The sequence below is a fragment of the Paraburkholderia sp. DHOC27 genome (genome assembly GCF_003429005.1).
Lineage (GTDB): Bacteria > Pseudomonadota > Gammaproteobacteria > Burkholderiales > Burkholderiaceae > Paraburkholderia.
Genome location: NZ_QVQV01000007.1, coordinates 275878 through 295701, shown reverse-complemented (window position 1 = coordinate 295701; position 19824 = coordinate 275878). Strand labels below are relative to the sequence as shown.

At 59.7% G+C, this 19824-nt stretch carries 18 protein-coding genes; 11 read left to right on the top strand and 7 right to left on the bottom strand.

The genetic code is table 11. The features are described 5' to 3' along the window. Window positions 1–96: 96 nt before the first annotated feature. Window positions 97–957: an NAD(P)-dependent oxidoreductase gene (locus tag D0B32_RS22885; RefSeq protein ID WP_117336575.1), complete on the top strand. Its 861-nt coding sequence runs from the start codon at window positions 97–99 to the stop codon at window positions 955–957. Between the two features lie 92 nt (window positions 958–1049). Next, a complete protein-coding gene (locus tag D0B32_RS22880; protein WP_117336574.1) occupies window positions 1050–1931 on the top strand; it encodes a fumarylacetoacetate hydrolase family protein in 882 nt (293 codons plus the stop codon). A 28-nt stretch (window positions 1932–1959) separates the two neighbouring features. Here the strand turns inward: D0B32_RS22880 and D0B32_RS22875 are convergent, their stop codons facing one another. After that, window positions 1960–2670 (bottom strand): YafY family protein, encoded by a 711-nt coding sequence (locus D0B32_RS22875; protein ID WP_117336573.1) that lies wholly within the window; start codon window positions 2668–2670, stop codon window positions 1960–1962. A 177-nt stretch (window positions 2671–2847) separates the two neighbouring features. On the opposite strand from D0B32_RS22875, the gene D0B32_RS22870 reads away from it, so the two are divergent. Continuing rightward, entirely contained in the window at window positions 2848–3219 is a 372-nt protein-coding gene (locus D0B32_RS22870; RefSeq protein ID WP_117336572.1) for a nuclear transport factor 2 family protein, read from the top strand. Between the two features lie 205 nt (window positions 3220–3424). Here D0B32_RS22870 and D0B32_RS22865 read toward each other — a convergent pair whose 3' ends face one another. Then, window positions 3425–3709, bottom strand: coding sequence for a hypothetical protein (locus tag D0B32_RS22865; RefSeq protein WP_147329558.1), 285 nt, complete (start codon window positions 3707–3709; stop codon window positions 3425–3427). Window positions 3710–3996: 287 nt separating this feature from the next. Further along, entirely contained in the window at window positions 3997–4851 is an 855-nt protein-coding gene (locus D0B32_RS22860; protein WP_147329557.1) for a hypothetical protein, read from the bottom strand. Window positions 4852–4912: 61 nt separating this feature from the next. Between D0B32_RS22860 and D0B32_RS22855 the strand changes: the two genes are divergently transcribed. Next, on the top strand, window positions 4913–5554 hold the full coding sequence (locus tag D0B32_RS22855) for a TetR/AcrR family transcriptional regulator (RefSeq protein ID WP_220444953.1): 642 nt from the start codon (window positions 4913–4915) through the stop codon (window positions 5552–5554). 78 nt (window positions 5555–5632) lie between these two features. Here D0B32_RS22855 and D0B32_RS22850 read toward each other — a convergent pair whose 3' ends face one another. Further along, window positions 5633–6412, bottom strand: coding sequence for an SDR family NAD(P)-dependent oxidoreductase (locus tag D0B32_RS22850; RefSeq protein ID WP_117336568.1), 780 nt, complete (start codon window positions 6410–6412; stop codon window positions 5633–5635). Between the two features lie 105 nt (window positions 6413–6517). On the opposite strand from D0B32_RS22850, the gene D0B32_RS22845 reads away from it, so the two are divergent. Next, the gene (locus tag D0B32_RS22845; protein WP_259295104.1) at window positions 6518–7453 is read left to right on the top strand and encodes an AraC family transcriptional regulator; all 936 of its coding nucleotides are present in this window, start codon (window positions 6518–6520) and stop codon (window positions 7451–7453) included. Window positions 7454–7489: 36 nt separating this feature from the next. Here D0B32_RS22845 and D0B32_RS22840 read toward each other — a convergent pair whose 3' ends face one another. Next, a complete protein-coding gene (locus D0B32_RS22840) occupies window positions 7490–8206 on the bottom strand; it encodes an isochorismatase family cysteine hydrolase (protein WP_117336566.1) in 717 nt (238 codons plus the stop codon). A gap of 285 nt (window positions 8207–8491) precedes the next feature. Then, entirely contained in the window at window positions 8492–8866 is a 375-nt protein-coding gene (locus D0B32_RS22835) for a hypothetical protein (RefSeq protein WP_117336565.1), read from the bottom strand. Window positions 8867–9695: 829 nt separating this feature from the next. On the opposite strand from D0B32_RS22835, the gene D0B32_RS22830 reads away from it, so the two are divergent. The 6 genes from D0B32_RS22830 (at window position 9696) to D0B32_RS22805 (ending at window position 19185) form a co-directional block, all read left to right on the top strand. Continuing rightward, complete coding sequence (locus D0B32_RS22830) at window positions 9696–12500, top strand: winged helix-turn-helix domain-containing protein (protein WP_181969877.1); 2805 nt, start codon at window positions 9696–9698, stop codon at window positions 12498–12500. A gap of 148 nt (window positions 12501–12648) precedes the next feature. After that, window positions 12649–13626: a zinc-binding dehydrogenase gene (locus D0B32_RS22825; protein WP_117336563.1), complete on the top strand. Its 978-nt coding sequence runs from the start codon at window positions 12649–12651 to the stop codon at window positions 13624–13626. 85 nt (window positions 13627–13711) lie between these two features. Beyond that, complete coding sequence (locus tag D0B32_RS22820) at window positions 13712–14728, top strand: zinc-binding alcohol dehydrogenase family protein (protein WP_117336562.1); 1017 nt, start codon at window positions 13712–13714, stop codon at window positions 14726–14728. A gap of 235 nt (window positions 14729–14963) precedes the next feature. Then, window positions 14964–16616 (top strand): cyclic nucleotide-binding domain-containing thioredoxin-disulfide reductase, encoded by a 1653-nt coding sequence (locus tag D0B32_RS22815; protein WP_117336561.1) that lies wholly within the window; start codon window positions 14964–14966, stop codon window positions 16614–16616. 588 nt (window positions 16617–17204) lie between these two features. Continuing rightward, window positions 17205–18506, top strand: coding sequence for a hypothetical protein (locus D0B32_RS22810; RefSeq protein WP_117336560.1), 1302 nt, complete (start codon window positions 17205–17207; stop codon window positions 18504–18506). Between the two features lie 412 nt (window positions 18507–18918). Next, window positions 18919–19185: a hypothetical protein gene (locus D0B32_RS22805; protein WP_117336559.1), complete on the top strand. Its 267-nt coding sequence runs from the start codon at window positions 18919–18921 to the stop codon at window positions 19183–19185. 84 nt (window positions 19186–19269) lie between these two features. Here D0B32_RS22805 and D0B32_RS22800 read toward each other — a convergent pair whose 3' ends face one another. Further along, a complete protein-coding gene (locus D0B32_RS22800) occupies window positions 19270–19668 on the bottom strand; it encodes a tautomerase family protein (RefSeq protein ID WP_117336558.1) in 399 nt (132 codons plus the stop codon). Window positions 19669–19824: the final 156 nt, after the last annotated feature.

Genomic DNA, 19824 nt, shown 5'->3' with positions numbered 1-19824 from the left:
CCACTTCATTTCGCATCTCTTTGACTAACGTTCAGGGCGTGAACAAATAGGCCTGGGTTGGTTAAGCGTATTTCGTATTCCTACAGGAATGTCATCATGGCAAAGATATCGGTACTCGGAATGGGTGCGATGGGATCGCGCATGGCGATCAACCTTATCAAGGCGGGTCATCAAGTCACGGTGTGGAACCGTGGACCGGCTGCGGCTCAGCGCGTGGTGGATGCCGGCGCGCACCTGGCGCGAACGCCGCGGGAAGCGTCCAGCGGTGCGGACTTCGTGGTCGCGATGGTGCGGGACAACGATGCGTCGCGACAAGTATGGCTAGATGAAGAGAATGGGGCGTTACGAGGCATGTCTGCGGACGCTATCGCCATCGAGAGTTCGACGGTAACGGCCGAATGGATCCGTGAACTGGAAGCAAGGATGGCCGAGCGCTCGATATCGCTTCTGGAAGCGCCGGTTGTCGGCAGCACGCCGCAGGCTGAAGCCGCGCAACTGACCTACTTCGTGGGTGGCAAACCCGATGTTCTGGCGCGCGCGGAGCCGGTACTCAAGGTGGTGGGGTCATCCCTGCATCACGTTGGCGCGATTGGCACCGCTGCGTTGACGAAATTGACTGCGAATACGCTGCTCGGCATTCAGGTGACCGCCCTTGCAGAGCTGATTGGCATGCTAAAGCGTTCAGGCTCAGACGTTGAGCGTGTGCTCGACGCCGTTGCGAAAACGCCGGTGTGGAACGTGGTAGCGGGGCGTGTATCCAGTCTGATGCTCGCGGGAAATTTCGCGCCGCAGTTTCCTGTGGATCTCATCGAGAAGGACTTCGCCTATACGGTGCAGACCGCTGGCTCCGAGTCTGCCGCGCCGACGATCAGCGCCGCGCGGAATGTATTTCGTACCGCCGTGGAACGAGGATTCGGCCACGACAACATGACGGGTGTGGTGAAGCTCTTCACGTAAGCGCCGCACAGCATCCTGCGTGTACGCAGCGCCGCACCTGAACATGAACATGAACATGAACTAACCCCAACCAGGCAGTACCCATTGTCACTATGAAACTCGCAAATCTGAATGTGGCGGGACAAACGTTTGTCGCCGTCGTCGATACGATCGAACAACGCTACTGGCCAGTCAGCGATCTGGTCCCAGGGTTTAACGGCGATATGGTCCAACTGATTCAGCAGTTCCACCATCGCTATCAGGACCTTCGACCAGGCGCGGCAGGGCTGCCATTGTCGGGGGCAAGATTGCTTGCGCCAATCGACCAACCGCGCCGCAACGTCTTCTGCGTCGGCAAGAACTATCATGAGCATGCTGCTGAGTTTCAGAATTCGGGTTTTGATAGCAGCGCAAAGAACGGCGAGCACGCGCCTGAGGCACCGGTTTATTTCAGCAAACCCGCGTCGACGATCATTGGCCACGGTGTCCAGATTCCCCGGCATTCGAACGTGTCGAGTCAACTCGATTACGAGGCAGAGCTAGGTGTCGTGATCGGAAAGGGAGGCCTCGGCATCAAGAAGGCTGACGCGATGAATCACGTATTCGGCTATACCATCATCAACGACGTCACGGCCCGGGATCTTCAGCAACGCCACCGCCAGTGGTTCCTGGGCAAATCGCTCGATGGCTTCTGTCCGATGGGGCCTTACCTCGTCACGGCAGACGAGGTTAACGGACAACATGTCAATGTCAAATGCTGGGTCAACGGAGACTTGCGCCAGAATTCGAATACATCACGATTGATTTTCGATATCCCGACGCTCATCGAGACCCTGTCCGCAGGGATCGAATTGCATCCGGGCGACGTCATCGCGACGGGGACGCCTGCAGGCGTCGGAATTGGCTTTAAGCCTCCCCGGTTTCTGCAAAAGGGCGACGTGATCCGGATCGAAATCGAGAACCTCGGTGTGCTTGAAAACGAAGTGGGTGACTGACGACATCGCTCATTCGATGAAGCGGAGCTTAGTCTTTGCGATCCGTTTGCGCGTAGGTCGAGAGAGCCAGATTCTCGCGCAACTGGCGCATGAGTTCAGCGCGGCGGCCGGGATAACGCGAGCCCTCGGTCGCCTCGATGATCCGGTCAGTCCGGAATGTCCTGAACGATTCCCGTAGTTCGCACCAGGCGGCAAGAACGCGTGCGCTCTCCATAAAGCCGATCTGCACCGGCCAGACCACACGCCGCGTGCGCTTCCCGGTTGCATCGGCGTAGACAATCTCGAGACGGCGCTGCGCGTGAATGGCCGCCCGCAAAATGTCGAGTTCTACCGCGTTCTCGGGAAACGACGCCACGGGAGGGCCGGGCATTGCCAGCGGCATCTCCAGCGTCGTATCTGCATGGGGCGGCAGCACGGCGGCGATCTTGGCGAGCGCACTGGCCGAGGCATTCTTCAGCACGTCGTCGCCGCGCTGGTCGACGTAGCGCAGACCCAGCAAAATCGCTTCCAGTTCCTCACGCGCGAACATCAGCGGTGGCAGAAAATGGCCGCGCTTCAGCACATAGCCGACTCCGGCGCCGCCTTCAATGGGTACGCCCTGTGCCATCAACTCGGCGACATCGCGATAGATGGTCCGCTCGGACACGACCAGTTCGGCTGCCAGTTGTGCCGCGGTTACCGCGCGACGCCGCGTGCGCAGTATTTCGGTCAGGCGCAGTAGCCGCCCCGAACGTGCCATGCAGAACTCCGCTTCAACGGTGTTTGGATTGTCGGCGGATCAACCGACGGTATCTGTGTGATTGTAGCCGTCACCAGCGTACACCCGCACACAAAGCGCGATCTCGCCTCCTGACAGGAACTGACAGAAGCGTCACCTAAGATCGGGTTTGCCACTTCAGGAGAACAGGAGAACGTTATGGAAGACATCACCCACACATTGCCCGACGTGATTGCCCGCTGGATAGACGCACACAACCATGCTGAGCGCGACACATTCATCGCAACGTTCGCCTCTGACGCACTGCTCAATGATGCCAAGCGAGAGTTCGTTGGACGCGACGCGATCCGCGCGTGGGCCGACAAGGAGGTTTTCGGCGACCATCTGACGATGCAGGTCGAGAAGGCGTATCGGCATCGCGCAGGAATTGTCGTTCACGCGCGCGTGGACGGCGACTTCGACAAGTCGAACCTGCCTGACCCTCTCATCCTCAGCTATTACTTTTCAGTGGATGGCGGTGAAATCACGCAGTTGGTCGTCGTGTTGAACAAGTCGGTGTGGCACAAGTAACGCTCCGTCTACGTCTCGTACCAAACTTCTTTCAGGATGCTCACCGGAAAAAACAATGAGCCCGGCGATACCGCAAGGTAGCCGGGCTTCATTGATGGGTCGAAGCGCCCGCTTCGACCCACGGTCGAGACAGTGGTAAAGGCCGTTTAGGCCCCATCCTTCCTTTCACAAGACCGTCCGCATCAATTCAACATCTTCGACAAAATCACTGGCCCCGGTACAGGGTCGAGTTCAGGCGCGCGAGTTCACCATCACGTTCAGCTTCGACGAGTTGCTGTTTAACTTCCGCGCGCGTGAGCTCTCCGCTCACTGCGCCGGCTTGGCCTTGCGACGCACCGGCGGCAACACCACCCACACCGGAATCCTGGTTCGAAGCGGAAGCGGACGGTGCGGACACCGACGTCGTGCCGTCTGCAGTTTGCTGCGCGAAAGCGGGCGATGCCAGAGCGGCCAGAGAAAGCATTGCAGCGAGAGATACGATTCGAATCATGGCTAAAAGTCCTGAGGTTTAACGATAAATAAGTTAGTTGACCAACGGAAGTATCGCGCTGGCTTCATTCAACAACTTGCGTTGAGTTTAGCGTGGTTAGCATGTCGAAATTCTGGCGCCAGCGTGGCAAATCTGCCAGAAAACCCGTAAATAGATGTATGTAAAACTGTTTTACGCAGGGGCGAGGAATGAGCGGCATTCATGGCTCATTGCATCGTGCAGTCGCGCTGTACGCACGAGGCTCTCAAAAGCTGTGAACAGGCGGTCGTTGAGATTGACGCACGTGCTTAAAATCCGATGAGTGGCGGCACGGCCGCCAGCGCCTGCAGGAAGGTCGCGACGGTGGTCACTGCATAGATCAGACAAAGCAGGCGTACGTTGCGGTGTGCGCGTGGGCGGTTGCGATCACGCGTAATCAGCGCGGCAAGCATAGGGACGATCTGCATGGCGTGAATGCCCAGGAAGTGCGCTTCGCGAAGGTCGCCTCCGGTGCGAGACCATTGCAGTAGCGGGAGCCCGTTCGCATCGCTTGCGACGCCACCAATCCAGTGGCTCATGTGCATGCTCATGAACACGCCCGCGAAGCCACCCAGTATGACGGTCATCCACAAACTCGCGCGCACGGCCAGCAGATAAGCGGGGTCCAGACGCTCGCGCGGGTGGTGCGCAAGCATGACAGCCAGTACTGCGCTACCTGCGAGCAGCGCGCCCGCGCCGACCCCCATCAGCGAATAGAGCGCGCTGCCGAGCGCTGTGCTGATGTTGAAGTGCGAAGCTTGGCCACGCGATGCTCGCCAGAGGATGTACAGCATCTCCAGCCATGCCATAGCGCAAGGTACTTCGGAAATGAAATACACACTGCGCCCCTGCATTCCGGTGGGGGACAGATAGCGGCGCATCCAGCCGAGTGTCAGCAGGTACGTGGCAAGAGAGAGCTGGAACTTTAACGGTTTGTCGTACGCGTCGATGCCGTTGAAAGTCTGAGGGTCGACCCAGGAGAGGAGGTATGTGAGTATCGTCGCGGTCAACAGGCCCACGCCTGCCCAGAAGAGCAGGGGGCTTTCACGCCTGATTTCCGCCAGAGTCCTGCAGCAGGACATCGTCAGCGCGCGGGTATTTACAGGAGGAGGTGTGGCAACCAAGAGAGCCTCCCGGATAGATGTTACCACCGCTTACATTCAAGCCTAGTCTATGATGTTAGCGGTGTCAACAACAGATGGGATCAACTTGAACCGGCATCCACGTTCGGATTATCACCACGGTGATCTGCAAAATGCGCTGATCACGGCCGGGAGACGGCTGCTGGCCGCCCGGGGTGTCGACGCGCTCTCGCTACGGGAGGCAGCGCGGGAAGCGGGGGTCAGTACCGCGGCGCCATACCGGCACTTTGCCAGCAAGGAGGCTTTACTTGCCGCGATGGCTGCTCAGGGTTTCCAGGAGCTGTCGCGAGCGTTTGAAGGCGCTCTGCGGCGTCGCAGAACGTCGCCCGCGCTGCTGCGCCTGGCCGAAGCCTATGTGAGTTTTGCTCGCAGTGACCCACACACTTATCGGCTGATGTTTCGCATGCCGCAGCACGCTTACGCTACCTACGACGAGCTTCGTGAATCCGCTGGCATGGCATTTTCACGTCTCGCCAGCGCCTATGATGAATACCTGGGCGTTACCGGGGGGGATCCCGGAACGGCCGTGCGCGGGTCGGTGGGGGTGTGGTCGCTCGTGCATGGATTTGCACTCCTGACGATCGACGAGCAGGCGGCATTTGTCGGTGTCGAGAATTTGCCGGACATCGCCGATCTGTTTGGACTGATTCCCCAGTTCGGTCAACAGCAAACGATCAGGAAGTAGTGCCGGGACCGTCGATGAGGCTCTCAAGGCGGAAATCCGCCTTGAGGATAAGCACGGACCCGGCGGCGCAAGTGGGCATCAGATATGAATGCCGCCCGCCACTTCGATCCGCTGCGCGTTGACCCATCCGAACTCGTCCGAGAGCAGTGCCGCGATCACCGGGCCGACATCGGTCGGCAAACCGACGCGCCCCAGCGCGGTGTGGTCAGCGACCGCTTTGTTGACCTGTGGATTGTCACGCACCATGCCGCCGCTGAAATCGGTCGCTATCGCACCCGGTGCGACGACGTTCACCGTGATACGGCGTGGCCCCAGTTCGAGCGCCATGTAACGCGTCAAGGCTTCGACGGCGGCTTTCATCGGGCCGTAAATGGCGCGCCCCGGAAACGTGAAACGCGCGAGACCCGACGAGATGTTGACAATGCGTCCCCCGTCATTGATCAGGGGCAGAAGCTTTTGCGTGAGCAGGAACGGCGCCTTGAAATGAACCGCGAACTGCGCGTCGAGCTCGGCTTCGGTGCCCGACTCGAAGCTTGACGCGGAAGACGTGCCGGCATTGTTCACCAGATAATCGAAGCGCTTCGCCCCCCAGCTATCGAGCGCTTCACGCACACGCATGACGAAAGCGTCGAAGGTGGCGGCGTTCTCTACGCTCAACTGCAGCGCAATCGCCTTCGCGCCCGCCTCCGTGACGAGTGCACGGACCTTGTCGGCTTCGGCCTGATTGGCGTTGTAGGTGAAAACCGAGTCGACGCCGCGAGCGGCGAGTCGCAGTACCGTATCGCGACCAATGCCACGGCTTCCGCCGGTAACGATCGCAATCTTCGAACCGGTGCGGTTAGCGCTGGTCGTAGTCATCTGACACCTCTGGTTGGCTGGATTAGCTTGAATTCTCCGCTCGCATCCTCGCCGCGTGAATGCCCGAAGCTACCCGGTTATTGCCTGATCCTGCCCGGCTGTCCTATGATGGACCAACCCCTCTCCTTAGCATTCCCATCAGCCATGCCGAACCCGTTGGCCACCGCCTTGCTTCGCTACACCGAAAGATGTCCAGGTACGAGCCCGTACGCGACGCCGCTCGAGGGCGTCTACATTCTTCGCTCGGATCAGCCAAAACCGCCGACATTGCGCTCGGCGAGCCCCGCTTTGTGCATCGTTGCCCAAGGCGCGAAGTGGGCAAGTTTCGGCGGCGCGCAGCTCGAATATCGGGCGGGGCAGGCGCTGGTCATTGGCGTTCAAACGCCATCCACGGGGCGGGTGTTCGAAGCGAGCCCCGACAAACCTTGCCTGGTTCTGCTTTTGCAACTGGATCTCGCGATGATCCGCACGGTGGCCAGTGAAATGGCGAATGCGCCAGCGCCGTCGGGCGATGCAAGCCGCGGCGTATTCGTCGCCCATTTCGACGGACCTTTGGCGGACTGCGCACTGCGCGTCGTGCAACTGCTCGACACGCCCGAGGCCTCCGCCGTCCTCTTGCCGATGATCATGCGGGAGATCGGCTACTGGCTGCTCGCCGGACCCAATGGCGCCGAGGTGGCGAAGCTTGCGTCAATCCAGAGCCCTTCGCACAAGCTCGCGCACGCGGTCGACAATCTGCGGGCAAATTATGCGCAGCCCGTGCGAGTGGAGGAGCTCGCCAAAATCGCGCAGCTCAGCGAGTCGGCGTTTCACCGGCAATTCAAGGCGCTCACGGGTTTGCCGCCGTTGCAGTACCAGAAGCAGTTGCGCTTGCTGGAAGCACGCAGACTGCTGCTGTCGCAGTCCATGAGCGTGCAGGCTGCCGCCTTTGAGGTCGGCTACGAAAGTGCGTCGCAATTCAGCCGCGAATACGCGCGAATGTTCGGCGCCCCGCCGAAAAGAGAGTTAGCCCATGTGAAGGCGATCGGCGAGGCCGCATAGTTTGTGCGCGAGGTGGGTGGCGCTGTGGTGCCGCCATTACGCCACAGCGGCCGCCTTCATCTTGGCGATCGTTTCTTCGGTAGTCCACAACGCGTTGGCGAGGAATCGCCAGACATTCATCTGACCTGCGTAACCGTCGCCTTCCTCGTTCGAGATGGCGCCTGCGGCGTCGCGGACCATCGCGATTTCGAAGCCGGCCTCGATCAGATCGCGCATGTGAGCTTCCAGACAGATATTGCCCGCTGGACCGGCCATGATGAGCTTCTTCACACCGCGCATGCGCAACTGCTTGACCACGTCGTTCGACTCCGTGCTCATATGTTTATGCGGCGAGCAGTTGCAGGTGTGACCGTCCATTAGATACTTTTTGAACGGCTCATAAAAATCGGCACGTTGACCCTTGAAGTCTTTGAGGTCCCATTCAAAACTCTCATTCCACGGATTGTTTCTGCCGCAGAAGCCGATACTAATCAGATAGTCGCCAAGGGCGCCCGGCGGCACGTTCCACTGCGCGTCGCTGGGATAGTAGTAGTGCGGCGAATGAATGATGTAATAGCCGAGTTCCTGCGCCGTCTTCAGCAGCGACTCCAGATTCCCCACCACGTTCCGCGCCTTGAGCGTGTCTTCGATCATCTCGTAGTAGGTGCCCGTGGCGGGCTGCAGAAACTCGTTCTGCAGATCAGTGACGACGAGTGCGGTGTGTGGCTTGTCGAGCTGCATCTCGGGATTGCGAGGGGTGAATTTGAACGCCATCGAGACTCTCCTGTCATGCATGCACGGGGGAAAATTACGCGGGGCGCCGCATGGATTCGGCCACCCTTGAATAGGACGACGAAAGACTGCTTCGATACGTCGCGTAGTCGCCAATAGATCATATCCGTGCATTCACGACAATTAGACTAAGGTATTGCTTCGCCCGTCTGGCTGGCTGCATGGCTTTGTAGCTGGGCGCGGCAATCACGAGATGCGCGGCCAGCCGCAACACAGATTCGTACGGCGCGAGGATGAAAGGCTCCTGCGCCGTCCATCAATTTCGTTTCACTCCTCGCCGGGCTGCTCCTCGATGGCGGCGATCGCATGGGCCAGTTGCTCGTGAAACGCTTTTGCGCTGACAAGCGGTAGCGCGTACGGCGTCCACCCAAATCCCGGATGATGCAAAGAGACAAATGCATGCGGTGTATTCAAAGCATTGCCGACGTACCAGCGCGGATCCGGAACCGCCTGCATGGGCTGCCCGGCTTGCGGCTCGACGGGAACGCGCGCGGGCGCCATCGAGGCGCGCATTTGCGCAAGTACCTCGATCAACTGCTCGATGGTTTCAGGCTTGACCAACGAAGTTGGATCGCCGTTTTCGTAGTTAATCGAGATCTGGCCATTTTCCTCGATCAAAGAAACGGTAAGAAGCGTTGTCATGCGTGCTCCGGTTGTGGGTGACAGGTAAAGAAGGTCGATTTTCGCACGTCGGCGCCAGGTCTGTGATTTGGTCCACTTTGGGGCTCGACGGGCGCAGCCAGCGGCGGTCCAGCACACGCACTAACCAGAATTGACTTCTATTGACGAGCTACTCAACCGTCCCAACGCTAATCTTTCCGCGGTCGTCGAAACCGCTTGATAGTCCGACCGTGCCGAATGTAATGCGCGTGCGTGGCCCATCCAAGGCGCTGGATCGCGCAAGGGCTGCGGCGTAAGCGTCCGTTGCCTCAAACAAGGCAAGCACGCCGGCCAATCGTCGGTCTGGTGTGCAACTCCACAACCCGAACGGATTTCGGGGCGATCTTCAGGGCACACATCGTGCGTATCGGCAATGCGGCGTGAGAATGAGAAATTCAAACCGCGCGTTGTGTTTGACAATAGGCGCGTCGCTACCGATGTGCCTCACGGCAGGATACGGCACGCCGTTGAGTGGGAGATTCGGCCCGCGCGCGTCGCTCAGCTTTGTCATCCACGAGAGCTGTAAAGGCCGTTTTCCGCAGCCCCTTTAATCGTTGCCTCGAGGCCGTGGCGTGGCTCGTCTGCGCTCACGTTGCCTGGGTACACTTGCATGCCCTGGTCGCCTGGCTGGCGGCGCGCGGCCGACGCACTGCGATTGACCGCGATTGCGCGCTCTCAAACGTTGGACTTCTCATAGTACGAATACATGGAATTTAGCCCACGCGATCGAGACGACCGAATGTACGTGTTCGGCGCATTCAGATTTTCTCCAGGCCGGCAACTTCTCCTTCGCAACGGCGCGCCGGTTTCAGTGGGTGCGAGAGCGCTCGATATCCTTTCGCTGCTGGTGCAACGCGCGGGTGAGCTGGTTTCCAAAGAGGACCTGACGAAATTCGTCTGGCCCGATACGATCGTTTCCGAGGGCAATCTCAAGGTCAATGTCGCGATACTGCGTCGCGCGCTTTCCGAGGGTTCGCCCGGTGTGGCCCATATCGCGACCAATCCGGGGCGAGGGTATCGCTTCGTCATGCCAGTGCGGGTCGAGTTGGCGGCGATGCCAGGTTCGTCGCATGCTGGCCCGGCGTCGTTCTTCAACAATCTTCCTGAGCCGCATCACACCATTGGACGCACGGATGAGATCGGGTTTCTCGCCGCGCAATTGCAGAACAACCGGTGTGTGACCATCGTTGGTGCGGGCGGAGCGGGCAAGACGACGGTGGCGCTCGCCGTCGCCCATCAGGTGAAGTTTCGCTATGAGAACGGGGTCTGCTTCGTCGACCTCTCCACGGTTGGCGCTCCGCAATACGTTGCTGCGGCCATCGCGACCGCGCTGGGCACGCAACTGCGCGCGCGTGATCTGCTCTCCGGTGTGATTGCAGCACTGCGTGATCGGCAACTGCTGCTTGTGCTCGACAATTGCGAGCATCTGTCTTTCGCGGTGGCGTCGGCAGCGGCGCAAATTCTCGAAACCGCACGCGGTGTCAGCATTCTCGCGACGAGTCTGGAACCGCTGCGCACCGCCAAAGAGCAGGTGTACCGGTTATCGCCGCTCGGCGTCCCAAATCATCAAGAGGGTATCACGGCGTCTGAGGCGCTGAAGTTTCCGGCCATCGAGCTGTTTGTCACGCGTGCGGCGCAGCGCAGCGACTATGTATTCGCGGACGCGGACGTGCCCACTGTCGTGGCCATCTGCCAGCGGCTGGATGGCAACGCGCTGGCAGTCGAACTGGCTGCGGGCAAGATGACGGGCAGTGATCCCGCGCGGCTGCTGACAATGCTCGAGCAGCGGTTTCGCGTGCTCAGTTGCGGGCCTCGCGATGCCCCGGTGCGCCAGCAAACCTTGTTCGCAACGCTGGACTGGAGCTATCGGCTGTTATCGGACAGCGAGGCGGCGGTCTTGCGCCTGCTTAGCGTGTTCGTTGGCTACTTCAGTCAGGACGATGCGATCGCATTGTCAGAGGGCGTCGATCTGGCGATTTCCGATACCGTCGACGGGCTCGCACAGCTCGTTGCGAAATCGCTCGTGGCAACCGAATATCGTGACGCGGCGGTTCGCTACCGCCTGCTCGAAAGTACCCGCGCCTATGCGGCAGAAAGGCTGGTCGCCGAAGCCGAGGAAGATCGGGCATTGCGCTGTTATGCGTTGCTTGTCGTCGCGCGCTTTGAACGCGCCGAGAGCGAGTGGTTCTGGCGCACGGGCAAGGACTGGCTCTTCGAGCACGCGGGCAGAATCGACGATCTGCGCAAGGCGATCAGTTGGGCGTTTGGGCCAACGGGAGATCGCGAGATCGGCGTGAGATTGACCACGGCAGCCATTCCACTGTGGGACGAGCTGTCGTCAATGGAAGAGGCGCGTGCTCGGGTCGAATATGCGCTCGCGGCATTGCAGGAGATGGGTGACAGCGCGCTGGTTCTCAAGATGAAACTGGCGACGGCGCGAGCGTGGAGCATGAACCACTCGCAGCAGCTCGTGCCCGAAACCGAAGCGGCCTGGCTCGATTGCGTACGGTTCGCGGTGGAGGCACAGAGCACCGAATATCAGTTGCGTGGCTTGTGGGGCTTTGCCGTCTATCTGATGTACACCGGGCGTCATCATCGTGCGATCGCGCAACTGGAGCGCTTTCGGACCATCGCGTCGGAGCAGTCGGAGGACTCGGCAGCACCCGACGGCTTGCGCCTGCTCGCAAACGGCGAGATCTACGTGGGTCGCCTGGGGAGCGCACTCCAGCGGCTGATCGCACTCGCCGACCGCTACGATCACATCGCGCAGCGCTCGCGCATTTCCCGCTTCCAGGTGGACCGCTATGTCGCGATACGCGGTACGCTCGCCCTGGCACTTTGGCTGACCGGCGCGCCCGCGCGCGCCGCCCATGTCGCGCAGGAAGCGGTCGATGGCGCGCTTGCAATTGGTCACATCGCATCGCATTCCACTTCGCTCGCACTGTGGATTTTGCCTGTGACGGTCTGGTCGGGGAAATACGCTCAGGCAGCCGCTTTTCAGGCGACGCTCGACGAGAATAACCGGCTCGAAAACATGGAAATCTGGGGGCCAGTCAGTCGCTTCTTTCATGGCGCAATAGAGGTTGCACAAGGCAAAGGGGGCGGCATTGCGGAGATGCGTGAAGCGTTGAGTGTGCTTGTCGAAGGCAACTTCGTTGGCCGCACGCCCATGTATCGAAGTATGTTGTCCGAAGCGCTTCTTTCAGCCGGTGAGGTTCGCGATGCTGAACTGAGCTTGAAGGAAGCGCGCGCGGGCGCCGTGGCACAAGGTGAACAATGGTGCCTGCCGGAAATCATGCGCGTTCAGGGCCTCATCGACCTGCACAACCACAACCCGGTGGCGGCAGAGCGCTCACTGACGGATGCTCTGTTCGAAGCGCGGCAAATGGGGGCACTCGCTTTGGAGCTGCGTGCCGCGCTCACGCTTGGCGACAAGTGGATAGCAGAGGGGCGTAGTCAGGAAGCACTCAATCTGTTGAGCCCCCTTGTCGAACGATTCGACAAGGACCCCGATTACGCGGATCTGATCAAGGCCCGTTCGCTACTCGATCGCCTCAGACAAACGCAATCGCGGATGAAGGAAGCGTGCTGGATGGGACCCGAAAGCCGGGAATAACTTCAGGCGCCAGGCGGCCGAAACCGTTGACCACGCTTAACGACGATTGACCGCGGCAGCGTCGCCTGAAAGCTATATTGGTTTGACTCCGAGGACACGCGGCACAGGTGAATCTCCGGGCCCTTCAAGCTATTCGACAGGTGATCCTATGCGCAGCGCAGTATTCGAATCATTCGGCGAGCCCGCCACGGTGCTCGAGATCAAATCGAGCCCAACGCCCAATCCCGGCCCTGGCCAGGTCAGGATCAAGACCATTTTGTCCGCCGTTCACAACCATGATCTGATGACCATCGCGGGTCAGTACGGCTACAAACCCCCGTTCCCTGCGATTGCCGGCAGCGAAGCCGTGGGCACGATCGACGATCTGGGTGAGGGCGTAACAGGCGTGACCATCGGGCAACGCGTTTCCGTGGCGGGCGCGCATGGTACGTGGGCGGAGTTTTTTCTCGCCGACGCGCGCACCATCGTCCCCGTGCCTGACACGATCTCCGACGAGAGCGCCGCGCAACTGATCGGCATGCCGCTGAGTGCGATATTTCTGCTGCGCTTCGTGGGCGCGCAACCCGGCCAGTGGATCGCCCAGAATGCGGCCACCGGTGCGGTCGCCACGGCACTGGCGATGGCCGCGCAGGCGAAAGGCATCAACGTCGTCAATCTCGTCCGGCAAGAAAGCGCCATTGCGGATCTCGCGGATCTCGGCATCCGCAACGGTGTCTCTACCGCCGGCGCCGACTGGAAACAGGACGTGCAGAAGGTGGCGGGCGGAAAGCCGATCGTCGCGGGTGTCGATGGTGTTGGCGGTGAGGCCTCGGGTGATCTGATGTCGCTGCTCGCCGAGAAAGGGGTACTGGTTTCGTTTGGCGCGATGTCCGGCAAACCCATGCAGATTCCGCAAGGCGAGATCATTTTCCGCGAGGGTCTCATCAAGGGCTTCTGGTTCACCAAGCTATTTCAGACCGCGCCGCCGGAGGAAATCAATGCGGCGATCGGCGAACTGCTCGGCCTTGTCTCGAGCGATGTGATCCGCTTGCGAGTCGATTCGATTTTCGATCTCGAGAAGGTGGCGGAGGCGATCAGTGCCAATGCCGCTGCTTCCCGACGCGGGAAAGTCTTGCTGCGACTCTAGGGATTGAATTCAGGCAAACGAACCACAGGCGCGATCGCGAATCGTCACGGTCGCGAATGATCCGCACTCCAAGCAGGGGAAAGCGATGCGCGCTGTAGGCTATGAACATGCCGGTCCCGTTGACCGGGAAGAAGCACTGATCGATCTCGACTTGCCGGAGCCGATCGCTAACGGTCGAGACTTGCTCGTCGAGGTCAAGGCGGTTTCCGTCAACCCGGTGGACGTATTGATACGCGCCAGCGCGCAACCCGTCGCGGAGCGATTCAGGGTGCTGGGCTGGGATGCGGCGGGGATCGTGCGAGCGGTCGGTCCGGACGTCACCTTGTTCCAGCCGGGCGACGAGGTTGCGTATTCCGGCACGATCACACGGCCGGGCACCAACCAGGAACGCCATTTGATCGACGAGCGTCTGGTGGGCCGCAAGCCGCGCTCACTCGACTGGGCGGAGGCAGCCGCATTGCCGTTGACCGGCGTGACGGCGTGGGAGGTGCTGTTCGACCGGCTGGATATCAACCGGCCCGTGGCGGGATGCAGCCCAGCCATCCTGATCATTGGCGGCGCGGGCGGCGTGGGTTCAATGGCGATTCAACTCGCGCGCCAACTTACGAACCTGACCGTGATCGCGACGGCGTCCCGGCCTGAAACACGCGACTGGGTGGCAGCCCTGGGTGCGCACTATGTGATCGACCACACCCGGCCGCTCAAGGCGCAACTCGATGCGCTTGGCCTCGGCGCGCCGGGTTTCGTCTTTTCGACGACGCACACGGATCGTCATGTCCTTGCCATTGCGGATCTGATCGCGCCGGAGGGTCGCTTTGCATTGATCGACAATCCGAAAACACTCGACATCGTGCCTTTCAAGCAGAAGTCAGTTTCGATTCATTGGGAACTGATGTACACGCGCTCGCTCTTCGACACGCTCGATATGGGCCTGCAGGGACGCATTCTGAACCGCCTCGCGGATCTCGCCGACCGGGGACATCTGCAGTCCACACTAACGCAGCGGCTCTCGCCGATCAATGCGGCCAATCTGAAGCGGGCTCACGCGATGGTTGAAGGTGGGACGATGCGCGGGAAGGTCGTGCTGGAGGGGTGGAGTTAAGTTCGTCTTCACGAAAAGCGGATTTTGCTGTCCGGATTTGTGTTGTCAGGTGGTTTCCGTCTCAGGCAACGGACGTTGATGCCGTGATCGGGGTTGGGCAGGATACGCGAGCGCGACGGGTGGACCTATACTTGGTTCGTTCAGGCACTCAGGTTGGGCGCCGTGCTACCCGCCATGCCGGAATGCAGTTCACTTCTCGCATCGTGATTCTTCGCTCGCCCGGGGCCAACGAACCATGCTGACCATTGACGACATCCGCGCGCTTCCGCTCTTCTCGACGCTCGGCGATGCCGAACTCGAGAGTCTTGCGCACACATCGGCCGACCTACATCTTTTCACTGGCGAATTCGCAGTTCACGAAGGGGGAGAGCGCGCGCTCTACGCCGTTCTTGCCGGCAAGATGGAAGTCGTGAAGCTGTTCGACGGTGTCGAGCGCACGCTCGGATGGCGATTGCCCGGAACCATTTTTGGCGAAGTGCCGCTCGCCCTGAGTTCGCCGTTTCCGGGTGCCTATCGCGCCGCGGAGCCGTCGCGCGTCATGCGGGTGGATGCGCAGCACTATTACGCGCTTGCAGCGTCGTCGCCCGAAGTCGCGGAGAAGATGGGGGCACTCGCACGCGAGCGCATCGGCGGGCTGCAGGGCCTTTCCGCTGAGCCACCCAAGCCGCGTGTGACGCTCGTCGGCGCGCGCTGGGACCCGGCCTGCACAGGGTTGCGCCAGTTCCTCGAGCGCAATCAGATCAGTTGCGACTGGATGGCGCCCGATGCGCCCGAACTACAGGGGCGCTGGCCCGGAAACTGTCCTTCGGAGCACGAGTGCCCGGCGCTGCGCCTCGCTGACGGCACGCTGCTCAATCGGCCAGCCACACGCGAACTCGCCGAGCGCCTCGGTCTACAGACGAAACCGCATCTCGCCGAGTACGACGCGATGATCATCGGCGGGGGCCCGGCAGGGCTCGCAGCGGCCGTCTACGGCGCATCCGAGGGATTGCGCACCGTGGTGGTCGAGCGTGAAGCGCCGGGCGGGCAGGCCGGCACCTCGTCGCGCATCGAAAACTATCTCGGCTTCCCGAATGGCGTGTCGGGCGATGAACTCGCCAACCGCGCACTACTGCAGGCGAAGCGGCTTGGCGCGGAGATTCTGGTCACGCGTTCCGTGGCACGCATCGAGGTCGAATCGCGGCATGTGCACCTCGATGGCGACGACGTCATCCGAGCACGCGCGCTCATCCTCGCGACAGGCGTCACGTGGCGGCGGCTTGCCATCGAGGGCTTCGACCGCTTCATCGGTAAAGGCATCTACTACGGCGCCTCGCGCAGTGAAGCGGGCGCCACTCACGGACTCGACGTGTATCTGATCGGCGGCGGCAACTCGGCCGGGCAGGCTGCGCTTTACTTCGCCAGCCACGCGCGCCTCGTCACGCTCGTGATCCGCGGCGACGCGCTGGAGAAGAGCATGTCCCGCTATCTGATCGAGCAGCTTGCCCGGAAGTCGAACGTGGCGGTCAGGTTGCAGGCGGAAGTGGTCGGCGCGTATGGGTCGACGCATCTGACAGCCATCGACGTGGTCGACAACGCGAACGCCACGGTCAGCCGGCACGATTGCGGGGGCCTGTTTGTCTTTATCGGCGCCGATGCGGAAACGGGATGGCTGCCGGATGAAATTGCGAGCAACGGGCGCGGCTATGTGCTGACGGGAGACGACGTCGTCAAGGCGGGACGCTGGTCGCACACTCGCGATCCTTATCTGCTCGAATCGAGTGTGCCGGGAATATTCGCCTGTGGCGATGTGCGGTTAAGCCCGGTGAAACGGGTTGCATCTGCCGTCGGCGAGGGCAGCATGGCGATTGCGTTCGTGCACAAGTATCTGCAGGAAACGCGGCAGTAGGGGGTAGTTTTTGCTGAGGCTGGGGAGAGCGGTTGGGTATCTGGTTGCGCACGATTAAGCGTTCGTTGTGTGCGATCGGCGGCATTTCTTTTCCACGGTAGGTTGTCGCTTCCTGCACTTCGTAAGTCATCCTATGGATGCTGTCCCCGACAACTGCCAGGTGTTGCGGGTTGGGGCCGTGTCGGCCCAAGGGCGCAAGTCAGCCCAAGGGCGCAAGTCAGCCCATGACCTCGCTTACTCTCGAAAGCTTTGTCGCTCGGTCTTTTCTTGAAGCTGCAAAGGCAGGTTAAGTGGGTCGGCAGCTGGCCACGAGCCGCCGTTCGCCCGTATCCGCACTCAAACGTTCAGGCGACTGTCATCGGCCCGATAACTGTCGTTCGTCGCACGACCTTTCGACTTCTTCTGACTGCGCGCTGGTGTTTCGATGCAGAGCCGGTGCGGGGATGGGGATGATACTCATATAAACGTGCGCTAGCGCACACATTCAAGGCGTTCGTTGCTTTAGCTTCCTCTATTTCCCGACGAATCTCCGTCTATTTGGGGTTCGATAGAGCTGCAGTCTCGAAGAGGTCCGACTGGAGTGAGTAAATGAAAAGGCATCTTGTAGCGTGGGGAATTCCGCTGTTGGGCGCTTTGGTTGCGCTGCTCATCTTCTACGCATCCTTTAGTTCGCCGTTCTTTGGTCATACTGACTTGGAAAAGCTTCAGGAGCACATGTGGCAAGCGATAGCAGCGTTTGCCGCGCTGGCGGTATTTTTGGGTGTGCTTATTGTCCAAATCCTAGTAACGCTGGAGGTACGCTCGATTGAAGTTACGCGGCTATTGGCTAAAATAGAACGGAGTAAGTCGTTCCCTGTGCTTGAGCCAATGGGAACAGCAGCGGGTATCGTATCCACACACTATAAGGATCTGATATTGGCTGCACAGTCCGCGAGCATTGTTAAGAATACCTTGGTGTTCTCAAATCTACCTTCAGACGAAATCGAAAACTATCTTTCAAAGTCGAACGTTGAGAGGAGATTTGCCGTTCTGGACAAGACGTTATCCAATGACGGCGTCTGGCACGATTTGATCTCCGAGAACACGCAGAACGCAGAGAAATGCCGGAACTTTGTAGAGGCGATCCAAAAGACGAAAGACAAATGGAGCGTAAATTATAGACCGCTACTTACAAAGGCAGTGCCTACCGTGAATATGGTTCTATTTGACAAGCGTGAGGTGTGGTTCGGCTTTGGATTGTTTTCATCGGATGCACATCCTGTTTTTCGGACGACAGATAGTTCAGTTATCGACTACTTCGACCGTTATTGGGATGTGCTTGCTGAAGACGCGGCGCCGTGGAGTGCGCTGTGGCGCAATGATATTGAAGGAGCTTGGATCTCCGTCGCTTGCGACGCAGCCGGGACATTAACTGATTGTGCAGTCATCCGAATCGAACTCAGTGGAACTGAGCTGAAAGTATTTGGCCATGTATTCGGATTCGCAAACGGTAAATTCGAAGCTAAATCCCGTTCATTTGAATCCGACTCGTCGTTTTTCTCCATTCGACCTGGAGCGAACGTTGCTAGTTTCGACTTCATGTTCACTCGTCAAAGCGGTACGCAGTATATTAAAGGTGGCGCGTCATATAAGTTTGCGTTCGACTCGCAATCGGCAACCGTTCCACGGTCATTTGAAGGAAGTGCATTTACTGCCGAGGGTCACAATCGAGACGTCTTCGGGCGCAGGCTCAATACAGTTTGGTCCGGAAGAGCCATATCCGGTGGGGTTTCGGGCGCGTTAGAACTGGTCCGGGCGATGTCTGCAGACAACGCGTTCGTCCCCAATAACGTGACGGCCGACGCACCCTTCGCACAGAAAGCCCCGACCCTTAATAAGTATCTCGCATGAGAAAGCCGTGAAGGCTACGGCGCAAACTCTTATGATGAGTAGCCGTTCATCTCTGATACCTGCCGTTGTAGTGCCAATGGCACGACCAGCAGAAGTGGGTCAGTTTGTACCGCCGAACGTGCCAGCATGCGACCACCGTATATCGTCTGACTGTAAGCGACATACTGGCGCGCAAGCGATATCGCGGCATGGGTGCTGTGAAGGTGGAGTTTGTCACTCTAGGCGAGACCCCTGACGTTTCCAAACGATTCGAGATGAGGCACAAGGTGCCAGTCTCATGCCGCCGCGGCAGCCAGGAGCGAGGACGCGCAATCGGAACGCATCTCAACCCTGATAGTAAGAATTATCGCCGTGGAGAGCATTGGCTCGTTCGCTCACCACGCTGCGTAGGGCGCTTCGGGGGAGGCGGTTCATGGACGATGTACTAAAAGACGCTACAGCGATGTTCACCTCACCGATTCATTTCGATGGAGACAGTTCGGGAAGCAGAGCCAGGATTCCATCGGCGGCCCGGCGGGTAGTGGCGGAGAGCTTCCAGCGGTGGGATATCGGCCGCGAAAATTTCATCGAGACGTCCGATTTCCTCCTCGGCCGCCTCTGCCAGCGCCGTCTCCGCAATCGCAAGCTTCGACGGGAAATGGTGATAGAGGCGACCCGGCGCTGGCGGCGTCGAGCCTGAATGTCACGAGGCGACATGGCCTCGTAGCCGACTTCCTAGAGCAGTGCTTTCGTCGCTTCTACGAGCGGGTCGTGTTTCGATGGCTTAGGCGTCGGCCGTCGCCTTCGGGATGAGCGTTTCAGCAGGGAAGCGAGGGAGTTCCGGGTCCACTTCATGGAAGACAAACAAGACGTCGCGAGGCGCTAGCTGCAGGCGCTCGCCGAATTGCCTGATTGCTTCATCAGCGATAAGGTCAGCAGTAGCTTTCGGCCTTCCTTTTGAAATGACGACCTCGACGACCAGGAACCGGTCGGTTCTGTCAGCGGTGTAGTTGGGGTAGCGGGGATCTGCCAGAAGATCGTCAGGGTCGACGTCGATAAAACGATGAAACAGATCCTCTCGCTGAAAACCAGCGGCCACTTGGGCTTCTATCATCGCCGCCGACAACTGCAACTTGTCGGCACGGTCGAGTCCGCGTCGGACGGTGAAGGTCACGAATGGCATTACAAATTCTCCGGGGTTCTGGACATATCGGTTGTGACAGGTGCGCGGGTTGCGCACGTTTTTTTGCTGATACTACAATTTGACCTGTAGGCAGGTTAAATAAGAATCGTGTGAGTGATCTCGTTTAGAGCGCGTCAGCCATTCAAGCTTGAACGT

Coding starts and splice junctions, on each gene's coding strand:
- D0B32_RS22885 (WP_117336575.1), top strand. CDS start 97: ATGGCAAAGATATCGGTACTCGGAATGGGTGCGATGGGATCGCGCATG.
- D0B32_RS22880 (WP_117336574.1), top strand. CDS start 1,050: ATGAAACTCGCAAATCTGAATGTGGCGGGACAAACGTTTGTCGCCGTC.
- D0B32_RS22875 (WP_117336573.1), bottom strand. CDS start 2,670: ATGGCACGTTCGGGGCGGCTACTGCGCCTGACCGAAATACTGCGCACG.
- D0B32_RS22870 (WP_117336572.1), top strand. CDS start 2,848: ATGGAAGACATCACCCACACATTGCCCGACGTGATTGCCCGCTGGATA.
- D0B32_RS22865 (WP_147329558.1), bottom strand. CDS start 3,709: ATGATTCGAATCGTATCTCTCGCTGCAATGCTTTCTCTGGCCGCTCTG.
- D0B32_RS22850 (WP_117336568.1), bottom strand. CDS start 6,412: ATGACTACGACCAGCGCTAACCGCACCGGTTCGAAGATTGCGATCGTT.
- D0B32_RS22845 (WP_259295104.1), top strand. CDS start 6,518: ATGATGGACCAACCCCTCTCCTTAGCATTCCCATCAGCCATGCCGAAC.
- D0B32_RS22840 (WP_117336566.1), bottom strand. CDS start 8,206: ATGGCGTTCAAATTCACCCCTCGCAATCCCGAGATGCAGCTCGACAAG.
- D0B32_RS22835 (WP_117336565.1), bottom strand. CDS start 8,866: ATGACAACGCTTCTTACCGTTTCTTTGATCGAGGAAAATGGCCAGATC.
- D0B32_RS22825 (WP_117336563.1), top strand. CDS start 12,649: ATGCGCAGCGCAGTATTCGAATCATTCGGCGAGCCCGCCACGGTGCTC.
- D0B32_RS22820 (WP_117336562.1), top strand. CDS start 13,712: ATGCGCGCTGTAGGCTATGAACATGCCGGTCCCGTTGACCGGGAAGAA.
- D0B32_RS22815 (WP_117336561.1), top strand. CDS start 14,964: ATGCTGACCATTGACGACATCCGCGCGCTTCCGCTCTTCTCGACGCTC.
- D0B32_RS22810 (WP_117336560.1), top strand. CDS start 17,205: ATGAAAAGGCATCTTGTAGCGTGGGGAATTCCGCTGTTGGGCGCTTTG.
- D0B32_RS22805 (WP_117336559.1), top strand. CDS start 18,919: ATGGACGATGTACTAAAAGACGCTACAGCGATGTTCACCTCACCGATT.
- D0B32_RS22800 (WP_117336558.1), bottom strand. CDS start 19,668: ATGCCATTCGTGACCTTCACCGTCCGACGCGGACTCGACCGTGCCGAC.